This window comes from Intestinimonas sp. RTP31139st1_F5_RTP31139_211217, assembly GCF_040226735.1.
GTDB lineage: Bacteria > Bacillota > Clostridia > Oscillospirales > Oscillospiraceae > Intestinimonas > Intestinimonas butyriciproducens.
In genome coordinates this window covers 44972-64400 of record NZ_JBCOAQ010000017.1, presented here as the reverse complement: position 1 = coordinate 64400, position 19429 = coordinate 44972, and the positions used below count along the sequence as shown (strand labels likewise).

The 19429-nt window shown below is 57.8% G+C and carries 16 protein-coding genes and 1 tRNA gene; 11 read left to right on the top strand and 6 right to left on the bottom strand.

All coding sequences use genetic code 11. The features are described from left to right. Window positions 1-405: 405 nt before the first annotated feature. Window positions 406-642 carry a helix-turn-helix domain-containing protein gene (locus ABUA09_RS11435; protein ID WP_279202647.1) on the top strand — a complete coding sequence of 79 codons (237 nt, stop codon included), beginning with the start codon at window positions 406-408 and terminating at the stop codon, window positions 640-642. Between the two features lie 3 nt (window positions 643-645). After that, window positions 646-1947 (top strand): tyrosine-type recombinase/integrase, encoded by a 1302-nt coding sequence (locus tag ABUA09_RS11430; RefSeq protein ID WP_279202646.1) that lies wholly within the window; start codon window positions 646-648, stop codon window positions 1945-1947. Window positions 1948-2175: 228 nt separating this feature from the next. Here the strand turns inward: ABUA09_RS11430 and ABUA09_RS11425 are convergent. Both ABUA09_RS11425 and ABUA09_RS11420 read right to left on the bottom strand, forming a co-directional pair. Continuing rightward, window positions 2176-2264 (bottom strand) — tRNA-Ser (locus ABUA09_RS11425). Window positions 2265-2277: 13 nt separating this feature from the next. After that, on the bottom strand, window positions 2278-2481 hold the full coding sequence (locus tag ABUA09_RS11420; protein ID WP_279202645.1) for a hypothetical protein: 204 nt from the start codon (window positions 2479-2481) through the stop codon (window positions 2278-2280). Between the two features lie 86 nt (window positions 2482-2567). Between ABUA09_RS11420 and ABUA09_RS11415 the strand changes: the two genes are divergently transcribed. The 7 genes from ABUA09_RS11415 (at window position 2568) to ABUA09_RS11385 (ending at window position 13813) form a co-directional block, all read left to right on the top strand. Then, a complete protein-coding gene (locus ABUA09_RS11415; protein ID WP_075703569.1) occupies window positions 2568-4556 on the top strand; it encodes a DNA gyrase/topoisomerase IV subunit B in 1989 nt (662 codons plus the stop codon). A gap of 50 nt (window positions 4557-4606) precedes the next feature. Next, window positions 4607-7072, top strand: a complete 2466-nt coding sequence (locus ABUA09_RS11410; protein WP_279202644.1) for a hypothetical protein — start codon at window positions 4607-4609, stop codon at window positions 7070-7072. A 68-nt stretch (window positions 7073-7140) separates the two neighbouring features. After that, window positions 7141-8868, top strand: coding sequence for a stalk domain-containing protein (locus ABUA09_RS11405; protein ID WP_279202643.1), 1728 nt, complete (start codon window positions 7141-7143; stop codon window positions 8866-8868). 33 nt (window positions 8869-8901) lie between these two features. Further along, entirely contained in the window at window positions 8902-11151 is a 2250-nt protein-coding gene (locus ABUA09_RS11400) for a DNA gyrase subunit A (RefSeq protein WP_033117797.1), read from the top strand. 20 nt (window positions 11152-11171) lie between these two features. After that, a complete protein-coding gene (locus ABUA09_RS11395; protein ID WP_033117796.1) occupies window positions 11172-12041 on the top strand; it encodes a YitT family protein in 870 nt (289 codons plus the stop codon). An 18-nt stretch (window positions 12042-12059) separates the two neighbouring features. Further along, window positions 12060-12647: a lactate utilization protein gene (locus ABUA09_RS11390; RefSeq protein WP_033117795.1), complete on the top strand. Its 588-nt coding sequence runs from the start codon at window positions 12060-12062 to the stop codon at window positions 12645-12647. Window positions 12648-12679: 32 nt separating this feature from the next. Further along, on the top strand, window positions 12680-13813 hold the full coding sequence (locus ABUA09_RS11385) for a hypothetical protein (RefSeq protein ID WP_349949370.1): 1134 nt from the start codon (window positions 12680-12682) through the stop codon (window positions 13811-13813). Window positions 13814-13975: 162 nt separating this feature from the next. Here the strand turns inward: ABUA09_RS11385 and ABUA09_RS11380 are convergent, their stop codons facing one another. Further along, a complete protein-coding gene (locus ABUA09_RS11380; protein ID WP_195615112.1) occupies window positions 13976-15358 on the bottom strand; it encodes an MATE family efflux transporter in 1383 nt (460 codons plus the stop codon). Between the two features lie 230 nt (window positions 15359-15588). Between ABUA09_RS11380 and ABUA09_RS11375 the strand changes: the two genes are divergently transcribed. After that, a complete protein-coding gene (locus ABUA09_RS11375) occupies window positions 15589-16290 on the top strand; it encodes a gamma-glutamyl-gamma-aminobutyrate hydrolase family protein (protein ID WP_195615113.1) in 702 nt (233 codons plus the stop codon). A gap of 20 nt (window positions 16291-16310) precedes the next feature. After that, on the top strand, window positions 16311-16889 hold the full coding sequence (locus tag ABUA09_RS11370) for a xanthine phosphoribosyltransferase (RefSeq protein ID WP_033117793.1): 579 nt from the start codon (window positions 16311-16313) through the stop codon (window positions 16887-16889). Between the two features lie 103 nt (window positions 16890-16992). Here the strand turns inward: ABUA09_RS11370 and ABUA09_RS11365 are convergent, their stop codons facing one another. The 3 genes from ABUA09_RS11365 to ABUA09_RS11355 form a co-directional block, all read right to left on the bottom strand. Beyond that, window positions 16993-18516: a DUF4153 domain-containing protein gene (locus ABUA09_RS11365; protein WP_349949369.1), complete on the bottom strand. Its 1524-nt coding sequence runs from the start codon at window positions 18514-18516 to the stop codon at window positions 16993-16995. Window positions 18517-18616: 100 nt separating this feature from the next. Further along, window positions 18617-18835, bottom strand: coding sequence for a helix-turn-helix domain-containing protein (locus tag ABUA09_RS11360; protein ID WP_033117791.1), 219 nt, complete (start codon window positions 18833-18835; stop codon window positions 18617-18619). An 11-nt stretch (window positions 18836-18846) separates the two neighbouring features. After that, window positions 18847-19395 carry a DUF2975 domain-containing protein gene (locus ABUA09_RS11355; RefSeq protein WP_075703560.1) on the bottom strand — a complete coding sequence of 183 codons (549 nt, stop codon included), beginning with the start codon at window positions 19393-19395 and terminating at the stop codon, window positions 18847-18849. Between the last annotated feature and the right edge of the window lie 34 nt (window positions 19396-19429).

Below are 19429 nucleotides of genomic sequence, written 5' to 3'. Positions count from 1 at the left end.
TTTCCTTTTGTACTCATATGTGTACCGCATAATAATACCCCCTCTACTGGGTGTCCAGTAAAGGGGGTACATATCAAGTATAGGGCAAATCGGATACGTTCCTTTTGCGCCGAGCCACGCGGCGGGTGCGCCATGACACTTTTCCCCATAGGGGAAAAGCCGAGCGACCAACACCGACGCCGGAAAACAGGCATAGCAGCTTGTAGGCCACGACGCGCAAAATACATAATGATACTCCTGTATAGCCACAGTCCGAGCGTTAAAAGCGTCGCAGGCAATGGGTACAGCTCTGGCAGACCGTCGGAGGGGTGAAACGCCCGTGAGGTTGCTGCTAACAGCCGTCCGATCTAAAGCCCTCTTTTCGTATCAAACCTTTTAGCCATTTTACGAAAGGGGGATTTTCCTATGGCGAAAAAGGAATCTATAAGCCAAGCTGCCCCAATTCTTCCCATGCTCAAAACCGTTGAGCAAATGAGCAGGATTAGCGGCATTGGCGAAAACAAGCTGCGCGAGCTGATGGACAGCGGCGAGCTTGAATATATACAAAACGGGAATCGCCGCTTGCTTGCCGACGCCGCTATTTGGGATTGGTACGAGCGGGCGAAAAGGCCAGCGAAGCCCCCCGAACAAAAGGAGGGTTAGCCTATGGCAGTATCAGCAAGAAAAGTACAGAACAAGCGGGACGCGAACAGCGTTCTGACTGGAAAGCCGGGTACCGTCTACGATGTGAATATCAAGTACAATTCCCCGGAGGGAAAAAAGACCTATTCCAAAAAAGGATTTGCGACCAAGAAAGAAGCGACCCAGCATGAAGCGGAAATGAAAGTAAAACTTTCAAATCCCGTCTATACGCCTGTTGTCGCTTCACAGGGGAAGCAGACCGTCAAAGAGTATTTGGAGGAATGGGTAGAGAATCATGGTAAAGCGAACTTGCGCCCAAGCACTTTTGCGGGCTACAAGAGCCATATCAAAAACCACATCGTGCCGTACATCGGTCATGTGCAGCTCAACCAGCTAACTCCTGCCATGCTGGACAATATGTTTCAGCAGCTATTTGACAAGGGCTTATCCAACAGCACCGTCCGCTATGCACAGCGTATTTTAAGCGTATCAATGGAACACGCCCGCAAGTATCGCTATATCGAACATAACCCTGCCCGTGACATTATTACCAAATTTGGAAAGCAAAGCAAGACCCCAGACCCATACACTGTTGAGCAAATGCAGCAGTTTATGAGCAACGTGATCGGTACGGAGTGGGAAATGCCCGTTGTTCTTGCGGGAATGTACGGTTTGCGCATGAGTGAGATTATCGGTTTGCGGACGACCAACATTGACCTTGAAAAAATGCAATTTGGCGTTGTGGAGCAAATGCCCTTTAAGGTGCCGCCGGGAACAAAGATCATTACCGAGATGGCACCGACAAAATCCAATGACCGCATTTTGCCAATTACCGAGGAAACACTACCGTACTTTCTGCGGCAGTTTGATTTGATTGAACGGCAAAGGGAGCTGATCGCTGCCAGTGGCGGCGAATACTACGACAATAAGCTATTTATCGCAAAGCCGGACGGCTCACCGCAGCGGCGGGATAGAATGTCCGCGAACTTCGGACAGCTTATCCGTCACCTTGAAATGCCGCATATCCGTTTCCACGATTTACGCCACACCGCAGCGACCAATATGCACCAGCTTACAGGCGATTTCTACACCGTAGGCGAGATTTTGGGGCATACGCTGAAAGGCATTGGTATGTCGCTGGGTATCTCCACCAACCTTGAAGCGGTAACGGCACAGTACGTTGATGTGCGGCTGGAACGGAAAAAGGCGGTGCTGGAAACCTACCACAAGGCCCTACACCCGCAAAAGGCCGCGCCAAAAAAAGACGCAGCCAGTAAGGACACCCCCAAGAAAGCAAAAAAGAGAAGCAGCGGAATAGAGCTGTGAGGGATGTATCTCTTTACCGCTCCGCGCTGCTTTTTATATGTTTTTAGGGAATCCGGGCACCATCAGGGCACCACAGCATACATTTTTACAGAATGAATTGCATACGGCAACCTTTGCGGGGCACCACAAATCAGGGCACCACGAGCACCATTTCAGAAAATCCAGCAGAACAGGGCACCACAGGAAGCAAGAAAAAAGCCTTGAAAACGAAGTGCTTTCAAGGCTTTGTGGCGGAGGCGGTGGGATTCGAACCCACGAGCCCTTGCGGGCTACCTGATTTCGAGTCAGGCTCGTTATGACCACTTCGATACACCTCCGTGGGAAATTTATTCAGTTTTCGGCACAGATAACATGATTTCGAGTCAAGCTCGTTACGACCACTTCGATACCGCTCCATATCATAGCTGCGCCGGTGTCCCAGAGGATGCCCTTCTCAATGCCTTCTACCGGCGCTTTTAAAAAGATACCCCATTTTGCCCCGTTTGTCAATGCCGCTGTACACGCATCGGGCAAAGAACCGTCGGTCCCGGTCATATGGCGTCCCCTTCCTTGACACAGGACCCTGAAATGGGATAAACTAAGATGATATCGTATAAATATTGGAATGTGAGGGAAGTCCAATGCCCAAAAGCACTGGCAAGCAGCAGTATGGCAACGACTCTATCTCCGCCCTCAAAGGGGCGGACCGGGTCCGGAAACGGCCCGGAGTCATCTTCGGGTCCGACGGCCTGGAGGGCTGCGAGCACGCCGTTTTTGAAATTCTCAGCAACGCCATTGATGAGGCCCGCGAAGGCCATGGAGACACCATCACCATCACCCGCTACGAGGACAAGTCCATCGAAGTGGAGGACTTCGGCCGGGGCTGCCCGGTGGACTGGAACGAAAAAGAGCAGAAGTTCAACTGGGAGCTGGTTTTCTGCGAACTCTATGCCGGAGGCAAGTACAACAACCTAGAGGGAGACAATTATGAGTACTCCCTGGGTCTCAACGGCTTGGGCACCTGTGCCACACAGTATGCTTCCGAGTATTTTGACGCCCTGATCCATCGCGACGGCTTTGAGTACAGCCTTCACTTTGAAAAGGGTGAAAATATCGGCGGTCTTCAAAAGGCCCCTTGGAGCGGCAAAAAAACAGGGTCTCGGTTCCGTTGGAAGCCGGATCTGGATGTGTTTACCGACATCAACATTCCGGTAGAGTTCTTCCTGGATGTACTCAAGCGCCAAGCGGTGGTCAACGCCGGCGTCACCTTCCGCTTCCGCAACCAAGTAAACGGCAAGTTCGAGACCACCGACTTCCAGTATCAGAACGGCATTGTGGACTATGTTCGGGAGCTATCCGGCGAGAACGCTCTCACCACCCCCGTCTTCTGGCAGACCGAGCGACGGGGCCGGGACCGGGTGGACAAGCCGGACTATAAGGTCAAGCTCTCCGTTTCCTTCTGCTTCTCCAACACGGTGAACATCATCGAACACTATCACAACTCCTCCTGGCTGGAACACGGCGGTTCTCCGGAGAAGGCCATGCGCTCCGCTTTTGTCTCAGCCATCGACGCCTATCTCCGTCAGCAGGGCAAATACCAGAAAGCGGAGAGCAAGATCACCTGGAACGATATCCAGGATTGTCTGGTCTTTGTCTCCAACAACTTTTCCACCCAGACCTCCTATGAAAATCAGACGAAAAAGGCCATCAACAATAAATTCGTCCAGGAGGCCATGACCGATTTTCTCAAAAGTCAGATGGAAGTCTATTTCATCGAAAACCCCTTTGACGCGGGGAAAATCGCCGAGCAGGTCCTCATCAACAAGCGCAGCCGCGAGTCCGCGGAGAAGGCCCGGCTCAACATCAAGAAGAAGCTCTCCGGCAATGTGGATATCTCCAACCGGGTTCAGAAATTTGTGGACTGCCGCACGAAGGACACAGAACGCCGTGAGCTCTATATCGTGGAGGGCGACTCGGCCTTGGGCTCGGTCAAGCTGAGCCGGGACGCAGAATTTCAGGGCATCATGCCGGTCCGCGGCAAGATCCTCAACTGCCTGAAAGCGGATTTCGGCAAGATCTTCAAAAGCGAGATTATCACCGACCTGCTGAAGGTCCTTGGCTGCGGCGTGGAAGTCCACGACAAACGGGCCAAGGATATGGCGGACTTCGATCTCATGAACCTCAGATGGAACAAGGTGGTCATCTGTACCGACGCAGACGTGGACGGCTACCAAATCCGAACCCTTATCCTCACCATGCTCTATCGGCTTACCCCCACCCTCATCCAACGCGGTTACGTCTATATTGCCGAGTCCCCTCTTTATGAGATCAACTACAAGGAAAAGACCTGGTTCGCCTACAATGAGACGGAGAAGACCAACATCCTGTCTGAACTTGGAGACAGGAAGTATACCATTCAGCGCTCCAAGGGACTGGGCGAAAACGAGCCGGACATGATGTGGCTCACCACGATGAATCCCGCCACCCGCCGGCTCATCAAGGTCATGCCGGAGGATGTGGAGCGCACCGCTCAGGTCTTTGACCTCCTGCTGGGAGACAACCTCAGCGGCCGAAAGGACCACATTGCAGAAAATGGGTATAAATATCTAGAACTGGCCGATATCTCTTGACCCGCCGGAGCGGTGCCGCCGCTTCTGAAATGATAGAAGGAGGTCCCACGATGAAAAAGCTGCTCACATCGATGCTCGTTCTCGCTATGTCCCTGTCCCTGCTCACCCCCGCTCTGGCTGTCGAAGCGCCGGAGATCCCCTCTGTTCCGGATGTGTTTCCGGACGTCGCTGTGGCCGTGACCACAACGCCCGACGAATCGCTTTCGGATGGAGAGCCCGAATGGGAGGCGGAGAAAACCGCCTGGCTGGCCGCCCACCCCGAGGAGGCCGCTTCCTTTGACGCCGACGCTTGGTTCGCGTCCATCTACGGCGACTACTCTACCAAGGAGGACTACCTCTATTGGAACGGGTCCACGGAGGAGGACTTCCAACAGGAGATGCTGGATGAGTACATCGCCTTCCAGCTCTACCAGGAGGAACGGAGGACCACGGTGGAAGCGTACGAGACCGCCCACCCCGGCACTTTGGCCGCCTTTGACGCCGATGCCTGGTTCGAGACCAACTACGGCGCTTACGATTATACCAAAGAGGAGTATATGGTCCTTTATGGCCTGGCGACCGAGGAGGACTTTCTCCTGGACATGCAGTATGAGTATGTCTCCGGCCTGCTGGAGGCGGACAACCGCCGGCAGCGGGTAGAGGCGTATGAGGCCTCTCACCCCGGCGCTTTTGCCGCCTTTGACGCCGACGCCTGGTTTGCCCAGCATCATCCCTACTATGAAAAAGAGGAGTACATGAGTTCTTTTTCCAGTGCGAAAGACGACGCGGCGTTCCGGGACATCATGTTCTGCGAGTACCTGGACGAGCTGGACCTGAAGCAGGCCCAGAGGGACGAAGTGGCCGCCTACGCATCGGAGCACCCCGGCGTACTGGAGGGGTTCGATCCCATGGCCTATCTGGCCGACCACTACGACTATCAGGATCCCAAGGCCGCCTTTATGGAGGACTACGGACTTTCTGATGATCAGGAGTTCCTGGAATACCTCCAGTACGCCTATGTCAGCGCCCTAAAGGCCCGGGAGGAGCGCGCTGTACGCATCGCCGACTATGAAGCGGCAAACCCCGGCTCCACCGCGGGCTTCGACGCCGACACCTACTTTTCGGAAAACTACTCCTATTATACCAAGGAGCGGTTTATGCTCAGCCGGGAGCTGGACACCGAGGAGGACTTCCACGATTATCTGCTGTGCGAGTGGATCGACTACCAAGAGTACGGCGACTGGTGGTGGGGGGCTCCTGCCGACTATGATGCGGAAAAGGAACTGCTGGGCGGCGTCCCCGGAGAGCTGGGCATCATGGTAAACGGCGTGTACCTCCAGTTCGGGTCAGATCAGAAGCCCTACGCCCAGGACGGCACCACTTTTGTGCCCTCCGAAATCCTGGCCCAGGCCCTGGGGCAGACGCCCAGGACCGTCACCACGAACGGCTACTCCCCCCTGCGCGCCTCCGCCGAAGAGGCCGGCTATACCGTCTACTGGGATCAAAACTTCGAGACCGCTGTTCTGCTGGACCCGGAGGAGGCTGCGGCGGCCATGGATGAATCGTTCACCATTCTCAACGGGGCGCTGGCGAAGTGGGCGCCCGCCTCGGGGCAGAATCACCAGACCGACTGCACCATCGCTTTGGATACCACCCTCTTCAACTCCATCGACGGGGACAAGACCTATGCCGTCTCCGCCGCCTTCCGCCAGCTTCTCTCCCCGGCCGGCATGGAACTCTCCGGCACCTACGACCTCTCCGAGCTGGAAGAGCTGATCCGCGGTCTGCTGGGCGACGAGATGTACGACTATCTCTCTCAGGATGCGGGCACGGAGTTCCAGGCCCTGATGGATCTGCTTCGGGCCGGAGACTTCCAGATCCGGGCCGACTATGAAAGCGGAATGCTCTATCTCACCTCCTCCTCTTTCCCCTCCCTCTTCTCCATCATGGGCAAGACCTACCCCAAAGACGTGTGGTTCTCCTGGGACAGCGGCCTCACTTCCGCCGGGGCTACCGCTACCGTCGGCGCCGCAGTAGCCGCCGCCTCCCTGGCCTCCGATCTGCAATCTCCCTACATCTCCCCCGTCTACTATTATCAGAACATCCTGAATGCCGGGTCCATGACGGCTGCGGTACTGGGCGACGACCAATTCGAGGCCAAGGGCAGCGATCATGTCCTCGCACTGGACGCCGAAGAGCTCACCGCGCTCTTCTACGGCGTTCTCGGCGATTCCTATTACGACCTCTCCTTCCGGGAGCTGTCCCTGACGCTCACCGTGGGCGAAGACGGCACCATCGACGGCAGCTTTGCCCTGCGGCCCGAGAGCGAATATTCCTTCCTGCTGGACATGCGTCTGGCCGGCGACTGGTCCTTCAACGGGAAAGAGGATTCCTTCCACCTGGAACTGCATGTGAAAAACCTCTGCAAAATGGCCATCTCCGTGGAAAGCGAGACCTCCGTCACCAGCCAGGAGCCCCAGACCACCCCGCCGGAGGGCGACGCCGTGGTCCCTGTGGATGAATCGTTTGGCGGCTGATATCCCGTCTCTCCGCCCTGGCATGGATCCGCTTCCTGCGTTTTCCCGGTGAAGAAAGGAGTTTTTCAATGAGACGGCGTCTGTATTCTTTTGTCACCGCGCTGGTCTGCCTGTGTGCTCTGCTGCCCGCCGCCTTTGCGGCGTCGGACTCGCCCACACCGCCGGGCTGGATCCCGGAAAAAAACTATGTGGTGCTCCCCGGAGACGAGGTCTACCAGTCTGAGAACTGGGCCAAGGTGCTCTCTCTGCGCGCCGAGGCCGAGGCCGGGGCCCAGCTTCCCGACGCGGGCGCAGAGGTGGCCGACACCTCCGCGGGCATGTGCTATGAGACCGGACTTTTGCGGCTGCGGTATGCCCAGAACGCCCCGGATGCCGCCGGGGCCCAAAGGGCCTACTACTCCGCCTACCGCGCCTTCAGCGCGGCTGCCAGCAACTGGAAGGACCAGAACGGAGACCAGTTGGACTCTGTTTATTACGCCCTGAGCCTCTGGTCGAATCGCGCGGCCCTGCTCTATGATTTCGACTACAGTCCCTATCTGGCCGTATCCCTGGACCGGAACCTCACCGCCCTCGGCCTGACGCTGGCCGACTTCTACGATGCGCCCTATATGGATCAGGTGAGCGACGGGGACCGCGAAAAGGTCGCCCAGGCCGTCCATGCCTATCAGAACCGAGTGGCCCTCTATCTGGACGGACATCAGCTCTTTGCAGGGTACAACGTGGGGGGCGTAACCGCGGCACAGCCAGAAATCCGCAATAACCGCACGATGATCCCCATCCGCACGCTGGCGGAGCACTTGGGCGCAGATGTGGAGTGGGTGCAGGAGACCAGCCAGGTCGTGATGACCCGGGCAGGCGTCCAGGTAATCATGACCCTGAATCAGACCACCGCCACAGTGGACGGCAAGGCCATTCAGATGGACGTAGCTCCATACGCCGCCGACGGCCGCACCCTGATCCCGGCCCGTTATGTCGCGGAGTTCTTCGACCAGAGCGTGACTTGGGATGCGGAGAATCGCCGGGTTGACGTTCAGGAGGACAAAACGGCGGTCGGCGACTCCAATCTGGAGGCCTGGGCGCTTCCCATGGGGGCCATGCTCTCCTCCCTGAATGCGGGTGACCCCTCCTGGTTCGGCCTTTATTCCCGGGGGCTGCCGGTCGCCGGCAGCGGCAGCGGGGCCTACACCACCAACGATCCCCCCTACAAGAGCTGCCGCCGGACCCTCTCCGACGACTGGGGCATTGACAGCCGGGAGGCCCTCATCACGACCGTCTGCTCCATGACGCTCCACGGTCACAACGATTCCTTCCAGGAGGCCGCCGGACTGGTCAACGGCCTCAGCGCGTCCGGCTATCAGGAGCTGCTGAATGAAAGCGGGGAGGTGGACCGCTATATGTGGCCGCAGACCAAGGCTCTCTCGGAAAAATGGGGGGATCGGGGCATCCTGTGCTGGGACCTCTTCCGCATGAGCAATTTGGTCCAGTGGGGTTATGAGGCGGGCTATCTCACCTACCCCGAGGCTCTGGCCCTGCTGGAGCCCGCCGCCGTGCGCCTGAAGGAAGCCTTCTCTTCCTGGGATGAAGCCTATGAGAACTATCTGGACGGCTACAACTGGTGGGCCCGCAACGATATGACTGGGCAATCCGTCTGGGAGACTTCCCGCGGAAAACGCTATCTCCTCCTGAAAGAGAGCGAGGCGACCTCCGCCCTGTTTGACGACGCGCTTTTCTCCTGCGCCGTTCTCCCTGTCCCCGGGCTAAGCGCCGCGTCTCTCTCCGCCGCCCTCTCCGCATGATCCGTCTCTATTTTTCGCAAAGGACTGATACCATTGGCTAAGAAAAAGGGCCCCCAGGAGGGGGCCAAACGGGTGGACAATCCCAATGTGCAGGGCCTCCATGCCGAAGTGCTGGAACAGCCCATTACCCAGACCCTGGAAATCAATTATATGCCCTACGCCATGAGCGTCATCGTCTCACGGGCCATCCCGGAGATCGACGGGTTCAAACCCTCCCACCGGAAGCTTCTCTACACCATGTATCAGATGAAGCTGCTGGGCGGAGCGCGGACCAAGTCCGCCAACGTGGTGGGCCAGACCATGAAGCTCAATCCTCACGGCGACCAGGCCATCTACGACACCATGGTCCGCCTCTCCAGGGGCTATGGAGCCCTCCTCCACCCGCTGGTGGACTCCAAGGGCAATTTCGGCAAGGTGTACTCCCGCGATATGGCCTGGGCGGCCTCCCGCTATACGGAAGTCCGGCTGGATGCCATCTGCGCCGAGCTCTTCCGGGACATCGACCAGGATACGGTGGACTTTGTCCCCAACTACGACGGCACCCTCCAGGAGCCCACCCTTCTGCCCACCACCTTTCCAAACGTGCTGGTATCCGCCAACCAGGGCATCGCCGTGGGCATGGCCTCCAACCTGTGCGGCTTCCATCTGGGCGAGGTGTGCGACGCCACCGTGGCCTATCTCAAAAATCCCAACTGCGACCTCACCGCCACCCTCAAGGCCCCCGACTTCCCCACCGGCGGGGAGCTGCTCTACGACGCGGAAGAGCTCTCCGCCATCTACCGGACCGGGCGGGGCTCCTTCAAGGTCCAGGCAAAGTGGCGGTATGTCAAAGAGGAAAATCTGATCGAGATCTATGAGATCCCCTATACCACCACTGTGGAGGCCATCATGGACAAGGTGGCCGAGCTGGTAAAGGGCGGAAAGGTCAAGGAGATCTCCGACATGCGGGATGAGACCGATCTCACCGGCCTCAAGCTTGCCATCGACCTCAAGCGGGGCACCGACCCCGACAAGCTGATGGCCAAGCTCTTCCGCATGACCCCGCTGCGGGACTCCTTTGCCTGCAACTTCAATATCCTCATCGCCGGCATGCCCCGGGTCATGGGGGTGCGGGAGATCCTGGAGGAGTGGACGGCCTGGCGGATGGAGGGCGTCCGCCGCCGGACCTACTTCGTTATGAAGAAAAAGCAGGACAAGCTCCACCTTTTGAAGGGCCTTAAACGGATCCTGCTGGATATTGACCGGGCCATCCAGATCATCCGGGACACCGAAGAGGACGCCGAGGTGGTGCCCAATCTGATGATCGGCTTCGGCATTGACGAAGTCCAGGCCGAATATGTGGCCGATATCCGCCTGCGGAACATCAATAAGGAGTATATCCTCAAGCGCATCGAAGAGACTTCCTCACTGGAGCAGGAGATCGCTGATCTTCAGGACATCGTGAACCGCCCGGAGCGGGTCAAGGAGATCATCATTTCAGAGCTCGCCAACGTGAAGAAGAAGTATGCGGTCCCCCGGCGCACTGCGCTGGTCTACGAACATGCGCTGGAATCCTCCGATCCGGAGGAGGACATCCCCGATTATCCGGTGAACGTATTCCTCTCCCGGGAGGGCTATTTCAAAAAAATCACCCCCCAGTCCCTGCGCATGAGCTCGGAGCAGAAGTACAAGGAGGGCGACGGTGCCTTTCTCTCCTGGGAGTGCGGCAATCGGGACGAGCTGCTGGTCTTTACCGACAAGCAGCAGTGCTATAAGACCCGTATGAGCGACTTCGACGACGCCAAGGCCAGCGTACTGGGCGACTACCTTCCCACCAAGCTGGGCTTCGACGAGGGCGAGAGCTTTGTCTGGGCCTGCATCCCCGGCGACTACAGCGGAAATCTGCTGTTTTTCTTCCAAAATGGCAAGGCGGCCCGGGTAGAACTCTCCGGTTATCAGACGCAGACGAGACGCAAGCGCCTGACCGGGGCATACTCTGATAAGAGCCCGTTGGTGACGGCCTATCTGCTGCGGGAGGAGATGGAGATGGCCGTCTGGTCCACCGAGGGCCGCGCCCTGATCTTCCACACCGCCTCCCTTGCCCCGAAAGCCACCCGCTCTACCCAGGGGGTCAACATTATGACGCTCAAGCCCAAATACCGGCTGGAGGGTGCCGCCCCGCTGTCCGCCACCCCTATCCAAAATGCCGCCCGCTATCGGGCGCGTTCCCTGCCTGTGGCCGGCGCCCTGCTCAGGGAGGAGGACCGGGGCGAGGAGCAGATGTCCCTGATGGAACTGTCCTGATTCTCTTTTGAGGTGCTGCTATGAAACAATCTCCGGGAAAAACCTTTTTGACCTATGTCTGGATCACCCTGGCCTCCGTCGTCTATGCGTTCGGCTTCAACTGGTGCTACGCGCCCAACCACATCGGTTTCGGCGGCATCACCGGCGTGGGCCAGATCATCAATGCCATCCTCCCCTGGGCTCCCATCGGCACGGTGGTCATCATCCTGAACATTCCCCTCTTCATCCTGGGGTGGAAGTTCATTGGAGGGCACCTGCTGGTGACCTCTCTCTTCGCCATGTTCGTCTCCTCCGCGGCCATCGACGCCCTGAACGCCATCTATACCTTCCAGCCCATGGATCCCATGCTGGCCACCATTTACGGCGGCGTCCTCATGGGTCTCTCCCTGGGCGTGGTCTTCCTTCAGGGCGCCACCACCGGCGGTACCGACCTCATCGCCCGGCTGCTGAAGCTGAAAATGGCCTGGCTGCCCATGGGCAAGCTGCTGATGGTCATTGATCTCGTAGTCATTCTGGCCGTGGCCGCCGCCTTCGGCAATGTGGACAGCGCCCTGTACGGCGTGGTGGCACTGTACATCTCCTCCATGGTGATGGATATGGTGCTCTACGGCCTGGACACCGCCAAGGTGGCCTATATCATCAGCGACCGGCATAAGGAGATCGCCGACACCCTGGTGCGGGACCTGGACCGGGGCGTTACCATCCTCCACGGCGAGGGTGCCTGGTCCGGTCAGGAAAAGCAAGTGCTCATGTGCGCCTTCAAGCAGCGGCAGATCGTCACGATGAAGCAGCTGGTGAAGGAGCTGGACCCCGCCGCCTTCCTCATCGTATGCGATGCCCATGAGGTCATGGGCGAGGGTTTTCGGGAGTACAAACAAAACGATCTGTAAAGAAGGGAGCGACCCTTGATGGCCAACTTTGCACGGGTAAGAGAACACTTAGAGGCACGGGGCTTCACCGTCTCCTGCTTCGCCACCGCGGCGGAGGCCTGCGACTACCTCGACCGCACGCTGGACGGAGAGAGCATTGGGATCGGCGGCTCTGTGACCATCCGGGATATGGGCCTTGCCGAGCGGCTGGGGACGCATAACCGGATCGTCTGGCATTGGGCCGGCGGGACTGCTCAGGAGGCGTCTGAGACCCAGATATACCTCTCCTCTGTCAACGGTCTGGCCGAGACCGGCGAGATCATCAATATCGACGGCACCGGCAACCGGGTGGCCTCCGGCCTCTACGGCCACAAAAAGGTCTATTTCATCGTGGGGCGGAACAAGCTGGCCCCCGATTACGACGCGGCCCTCTGGCGGGCCCGGAATATTGCCGGGCCCAAAAATGCCCAGCGCCTCCAGAAAAAAACGCCCTGCGCTGTCAAGGGCGACAAGTGCTATGACTGCAAGAGCCCAGAGCGCATTTGCAGCGCGCTGGTAGTCTACTGGCGCAAGCCCTCCTCGATGGACTTCGAGGTGGTGCTGGTGGATGAGGACCTGGGTTTCTGACTCCCTTGACGCATCAAAAAGGAGGTGTGCCCGTGAAAAAGCGGCTTCTTGCACTGTGCCTGTGTCTGTCTCTGTCCCTCACGGGCTGCGCCGCCATGCTGGAGCGGGATTATCTGTCGGTCACGCCCCACGCCAGGCTGCCGGCGGCTGCCGATGACTCCACCACCGTGTGGGTGGAGACATACCCGGAACTGGTGGACGCCATTTTCAGCCTGGTGTCCGAGCACCGGGAATCCGGCGTGATCCGACTGCGTAACTGGGAGGGAAATGTGCGGCAAAATCTCTCGGACGCCTGTGATGAGGTGAGCCACGACGATCCTCTGGGCGCCTATGCAGTGGACCGGATCAAGCCTGAGTTCGTCCGCATCGCCACCTACTACGAGGCTACGGTCAGTATCGATTACCGCCGCACCGCCGAGCAGGTGGCCTCCGTCAACACCGTCGCAGGCAGCGGCGCCATCCGCGGAGAACTTCGGGACGCCCTCACCTCCTTCGTGCCGGAGACCGCCTTCCGCGTCAACTACTTCGACCAGGCCCAGGGGGACGACTACATTCCCCGGCTCATCCGTCAGGCCTACTACGACAGTCCCGCCGCCGCCCTGGGTCTGCCGGAGGCCGTGGTGAACCTCTATCCCGAAAGCGGTCAGCAGCGGGTGGTGGAGGTGCTCTTCACCTATCCAGAGGAGCCGGAGCTCCTGCGGGAAAAGAGTCAGGCCCTCACCTCCGCCGCACAGGTCCTGGTGGACCCCTACCGCACTGGCCTGCGGGATTCCGCCCTCATTCCCGTCCTGTACCGCGCCCTGCGGGAGCATACCGGGCTGGGAGAAGCGCAGGACGCGCCGCTCCCGGCGCCTTCCGTATCGGGTTCCACCGCTTATGCCGCCCTGGTAGAGGGCCAGGCGGACAGCGAGGGGCTGGCATTGGCCTATAAGCTGCTCTGCGACCTGGCCGGTGTGGAGTGTACTGTGGTGGATGGGACGCTGGAAGGGACCCCCAGGTTCTGGACCATCGTTACGGTGGAGCAGAATGTCCACCGCCACGTGGACCCCTCCCGTGCCGAAGGGCTCCTCCTCACCGACACCCAGATGTCCGAGTCCGGCTTTGTGTGGGACACCCAGGAATACCCCTCCTGCGGGGAATCCCTCTCAGAGACCTCGACCACATAATTTTCCGCACCATATCCGCCGGTTCCCCCGTCCGGATAAGGTACGATAAGTTGCGCAAATTATCGTACCTTATCCCCTTTTATCTTAATGTGTTGATTTCATTCTATATGAATTTACTTCATATAAGCTACATTCTGTTATTCCCTCTATAATTTTACAGTCTTATGAACATTCACGCAACCACTTCCATAGCATAATACCTGCTATTGTAAGCGCTATAAAAGCCATAATCGGTGATGCCCAAAGAATGTATTCTGTTCCGAACAGTTGTCTTATTACAAAGAACAGTGGAATATCAAAAGAACCTTTATGTAATAAAGACAGCAAAAACGGTTTTTTACTTTGTCCTACTGCCTGAAAGACAGCTATAATGACAAACAAAGCCGGATATATCGCTACGGCAATACACAGAACTCTCAAAAATTTTGTACCATAAAAAATTGTTGTGGAATCATCAATAAAGAAGCGAATTAAATATGGTGCAAAAGCAAAAGAACATATACTGCTTACGAGGGAGAACCCAACCGTACAAACCGTTGAAAACCCGATGACCGATTTCATTCGCTTATGGTTATTTGCTGCAAAGCAGTAAGCTACAATAGGAAGCATGCCCTGCGTAATTCCCTGATTCACCGAATAAGCAAGCGAATCAATCTTGCGAACAACACCTATACCTGCAATAGCAGCAGAAGAACCCATATGACCCAGCATACTGTTTAAAACCAAGTTGGATATCTGGCTTGCTCCAAGCAATGTAAAGCTCGGCAGTCCGCATTTTAATATATCTGACAATATTTTACCGTTTTCTGTATGCTTCGGCAGAGAAAATCGAAATACTTCCGTGCTTCTGTTTCTGCACACATACGCGATGAAATATATCATTGCAACGCAATTGGAAAGCGCAGTGGCAATCGCAGCTCCGATTACTTCGTTACCCTTTGGCAAAATCACAAACATAAACAGGGGGTCTAAAACCATATTCAGAATTGCCCCCAGCGTAATACCGAAGCTTGCAATTTTTGGTTGTCCTGTGCTTCTGATTAAATGCGCAAGTATAGCAGACAAAATGGTAGGAATACCGCCGATGATCATGGTGATCCGAGTGTACCAAACGGCATAATCAATACTGTCTGCTTCACCGCCAATCATCAGCAGAAGCGGCCTTGCGAACAATAGCAGCGCAAGCGAATAAATAACTGTGACAAGAAATGCGCCCCTGAGTGCAAGAGAATATGCCGCCTGAGCCCGGTCAGTCCTTTTTGCGCCGATTGCTCTTGCTATTACACTGGAGCCTCCAATGCCGAAAAGATTTCCGATAGCGGTCATGATACAGTATACGGGCAAGCACAACGATATTGCCGCAACCGTCGCCGCATTTCCGGTAAGTCCTACATACCAGGTATCCGCAAGATTATAAATAACCGTTATTACCTGACTGATAACCGTTGGAATTGCCATTGCCGCAACAGCTTTTCTGACAGGATATTTCTCAAATATTTGCTGTTCACGGCTTAAACTTTCCAATTCTTCACAATCCTCTTCCATTTTTAATCAGCCTCTAATGGTTTTATTTTCTAATGCCCATGCAAATTCCAGTTTGTCTTTCGACTATTTTACCATATGTTTCCTCTCGTTTCAACGATCAGTGAAATTGCCGAAGTTTGGGCCGCCAACACATTAAGTTAAAAGGGACTCAGGCGGCGTCCACTTGCAGTTCTCCGCTGTTTCAGGTATAATGGGAGTCTGGACATCCCTTTTCTCGGGAGGAAGCATCTATGGAACGCCCTTGCATTCTGCTCTCAGCCTCCCGCTCAGGCTGGCAAAACTATGAAAACGCGGTTCTCCGGGCCGGGGGCAGCGTGGCGGGCGGCTATTGTCCCCAGCCTGACGCCGGGTATGACGGCCTGCTGCTCTGCGGCGGCGAGGATATTGATCCCGACCGCTATGGCCAGAAAAACTGCGGCTCACTCGGCATCGATCCCGACCGGGATGCCGCCGAGTTCGCTCTCGCGGAGGCCTATGCCGCGGCTGGAAAGCCTATCTTCGGCATCTGCCGGGGGCACCAGGTATTGAATGTGGTCCTAGGCGGTTCCCTGCTCCAGGACCTCGGACCGGAGCGGAACCTGTTCCACCGTCGGACGCCCGGCACAGATGTGGACAGAATCCACCCGCTGCGGACAGAGGAAAACTCCCTGCTCCGCCGCCTTTACGGGCCAGTCTTTTCCTCCAACAGCTCCCACCACCAGGCCGTGGACCGGCTTGGAGACGGTCTGCACCTCACGGCCTGGTCGGAAGTCGGGATTGCGGAAGCGCTCGAACACGAAACCCTCCCTCTTTTTTCCGTGCAGTTCCACCCCGAGCGAATGAGCTACGCTATGCGCAGGCCAGACGCCGCGGACGGTGCCCTTCTTTTCGAGTGGTTCATCCGCCTCTGCGCCGGCCCGATCCCATCGACCCCTCATCTTGCTATGAAATAACGGAGGAAATCTGACACACTATGGATGAGCTGAAAAAACGCATTTTAAAAGACGCAGAGCTGGGAGACGGGGACATCATCCGGGTGGATATGTTTCTCAACCACTGCATGGACGTGGCGCTTCTGGAGCGGGTGGGCAGGGCTCTGGCCAAACGCTTCAGAGGGGAAAAGATCACCAAGGTCCTCACAGTGGAATCCTCCGGGATTGCCGTCGCCTGCTTTACGGCCCTGGCCCTGGGCGTTCCGGCGGTATATGCCAAGAAGTTCCAGACCGGCTACATTGACCCCTCGGTCTACACCGCGGAGGTCCACTCCTTTTCTATGGAGAAGTCCTATACCATCCGGGTCTCCCGGCGGTATCTGGATGAGGATGACCGGGTCCTGCTAGTGGACGACATTTTGGCCAGCGGGCAGGCTATCCTGGGCCTCCTGGAAATCGCCTCCAAGGCGGGGGCCGAAATCGCCGGGATCGGCGTCGCCATTGAAAAGGCCACCAAGGATGGAGGAGACGTTCTGCGCCGTATGGGCATGCGGGTGGAATCCCTGGTCACGGTGGACCACATCGAGGACGGGCGGATTATTCTGGCGGAAGACGACTAGGACTTGCCCCAAAATAGTTGCCCCTCCCAAACACCGGGCACAGGGCTGCCATACAGACAAATTCTGAAAAGCGGTGCAGTTTACAAAAACTGCACCGCTTTTTTCAACCGCTCCGGGCCGCCCTCCATGACGCCAGATTCCATGTGCGCCAGCTCCCCGCCATCCGGGCCGCATGTACCCTTCTCTCTTCCAGCAGCCGCCCCACGGTATTCCCTTCCTCGTACTCGTATACGGACATATCCGCCGGCAGCCGTGCCAGTGAGGGCAGCGCCTCGTCGGAGAGTCCGGCCAGGTATGCCACATCCAGGGCAGAGATATTGCCTGTCAGGTAGGCCTCCACATTGTACTCCGCTACCACCGCGTCCACGCGGAGGAGGTTGAGCAGCAGCCATCCGCTTACGCCTGCCGCCAGCAGCACCCGGAAGAATCCGAAGTCCCGGCGCCAGATCTTGAGGAGTGCCGCCCCGAAAAATACCGCCAGCAGGGCCATTCCCCAGTAGGTGAGCAGGCGCTTGACGGACAGTCCGTAGGTGCTCACATAGAGCGTCATGCGCCAGGCCGCGGAGACCAGCATGAGGCAGGAGAGGGCGACCATCCCCGTAGAGAGGGCCCAGACCACCAGCCACAGCTTTCCCTCTCTGCGGCAGAAGTGGACCGCCGCCACCACCACCGCCAGGTTGATACAGGACACCCATACAAGCTGGAAAAACCCGCTGCGGGCATACTCCGCATAGCTGATTCCTGCCGCCTCCAGATAGGCGCTCCCCCTAAAGAGGGCAGCGGACTGCACCGCGGCAAACAGGACATAGAGGAGGTCCAGGGGAAGCAGCACCGTCACCGGCAGGGCCGGGTCGACCACAAAGGTTCCCGCCTGCCCCGCCCCGGTCGCCCGTGCCTCCCCCCTGCGGAGGAAGTAGAGCAGACTGAAGAGAAAGGGAGCCAAAAACAGTCCCAGCACCAGCCTGCCCAGCAGGCTCCCAAAGTGCTCATAGAGGAATCGGAGCGTCTCCGCCGTCAGCCGGTCGAACAGCGCGTCCGCAGAGGCCAGAAGGGGCGCCACCAGCATCAGCAGCGGGATCACACAGCACAGCCCAAGCAGGATGCAGCGCCGCCGGCGGCCCCGCTCCCGTTTCCTGGACAAGAGCAGTTGGAAAGGAGCGCCGAGCTGTCCGAACAGGCCGTCCAGGAGCAGGAAGCCCCGCTCGGCCAGCATAAGCGGAGAACTCCACGCCCGCCGCGCCGGACCGAAGAGCTGAAACATTTGCAGGACCAGCAGGGCCAGCAGAGCGAGGGCGTTCAGCAGCCAGAGCCAGCTCACGCACAGCGAAAAGCACAGTCCCAGCAGCACCACCGCCACAGTCAGGCCCAGGCCCGCCCCCCGCTTTGCCTTCTCCGGAAGCCCGGTCCCCTCCCTGGCATACCACAGCAGTGTTCCTTCCCAGAGCAGTACCAGCAGCGTGACCCCCAGCGCCGGTACCCCGTACCACATCGCCAGGCACAGGTCCGCCGTCAGAAAGCCCAGCCCCAGCGCCAGCACCAGCAGCACCCGTTCCCTGCCGTCCGTTTGGTAGTGCCTCCTGCTCCCCGCCGGGTGGGAGGGCATTGGCAGCGCATTGGATTCCGTCATCTATATCACCCTTTATTTTTCATATTTTTAATTTTATGGTATTTCATATCGTGACAAATACCGGAGGCGCACGGCGGCCGCGCCTCCGGCTGGCGTTCCCCTATTTCGTCGTCTCCTCCGGCACATATTCCAGAATGTCTCCCGGCTGGCAGTCCAGCGCCCTGCAAATGGCCTCCAGTGTGGTAAAGCGGACCGCTTTGGCGTGGTTATTCTTCAGAATGGACAGATTGGCCAGGGTGATGTCCACCCGTTGGGCCAGCTCGTTCAGGCTCATTTTTCGCTTTGCCATCACCACATCCAGGTTGACTACAATCGGCATGGTCCCGCCCCCTAAATCGTCAGGTCGTTTTCCGCTTTCAGCTCCGCCGCCTGGCGGAAGAGCGCGGACATGACCAGGCACAGCAGCCCTCCCATCAGAAAAACCGGGCAGAAGAGGGCGTTATAGGTGAACAGCGGCCTGAGAGAGGCGTAATAGCCGAAGCCCCACACCGTCCGGACCAGCGCCGCCGCCGCGATCAGAAAGCAGCACACCGCCGCCCTGCGCAGATTGCGGGCGTTGGGCATGGCGAAGGGATCGCCCGCCAGAATGGTGTTGAGGACCCTTCGTCCCTGCCAGAGGATCACGGCGGTGCATCCTCCGCAAAACACCAGAAATACGGACAGCACATATCCATATTCGTTCATCTCCCCCGCCCGCGCCAAAAGCAGGAGGCCGCCCAGTCCCGGGTCAGAAGAGAACAGGCCCAAAAGTCCCAGTCCCTCCCTCCCGATCATGACAAGAACAGGCACCACGGGAAGCGCCGCAAGATTGCAGATAAAGGTAATGGTCACCAGGACCTTCAGCACGCCGGCCAGTCTCTGTACCCCTGTTTTTTCCATGGGACTTTCCCCCTTCTTGCGGCCATCATACCAT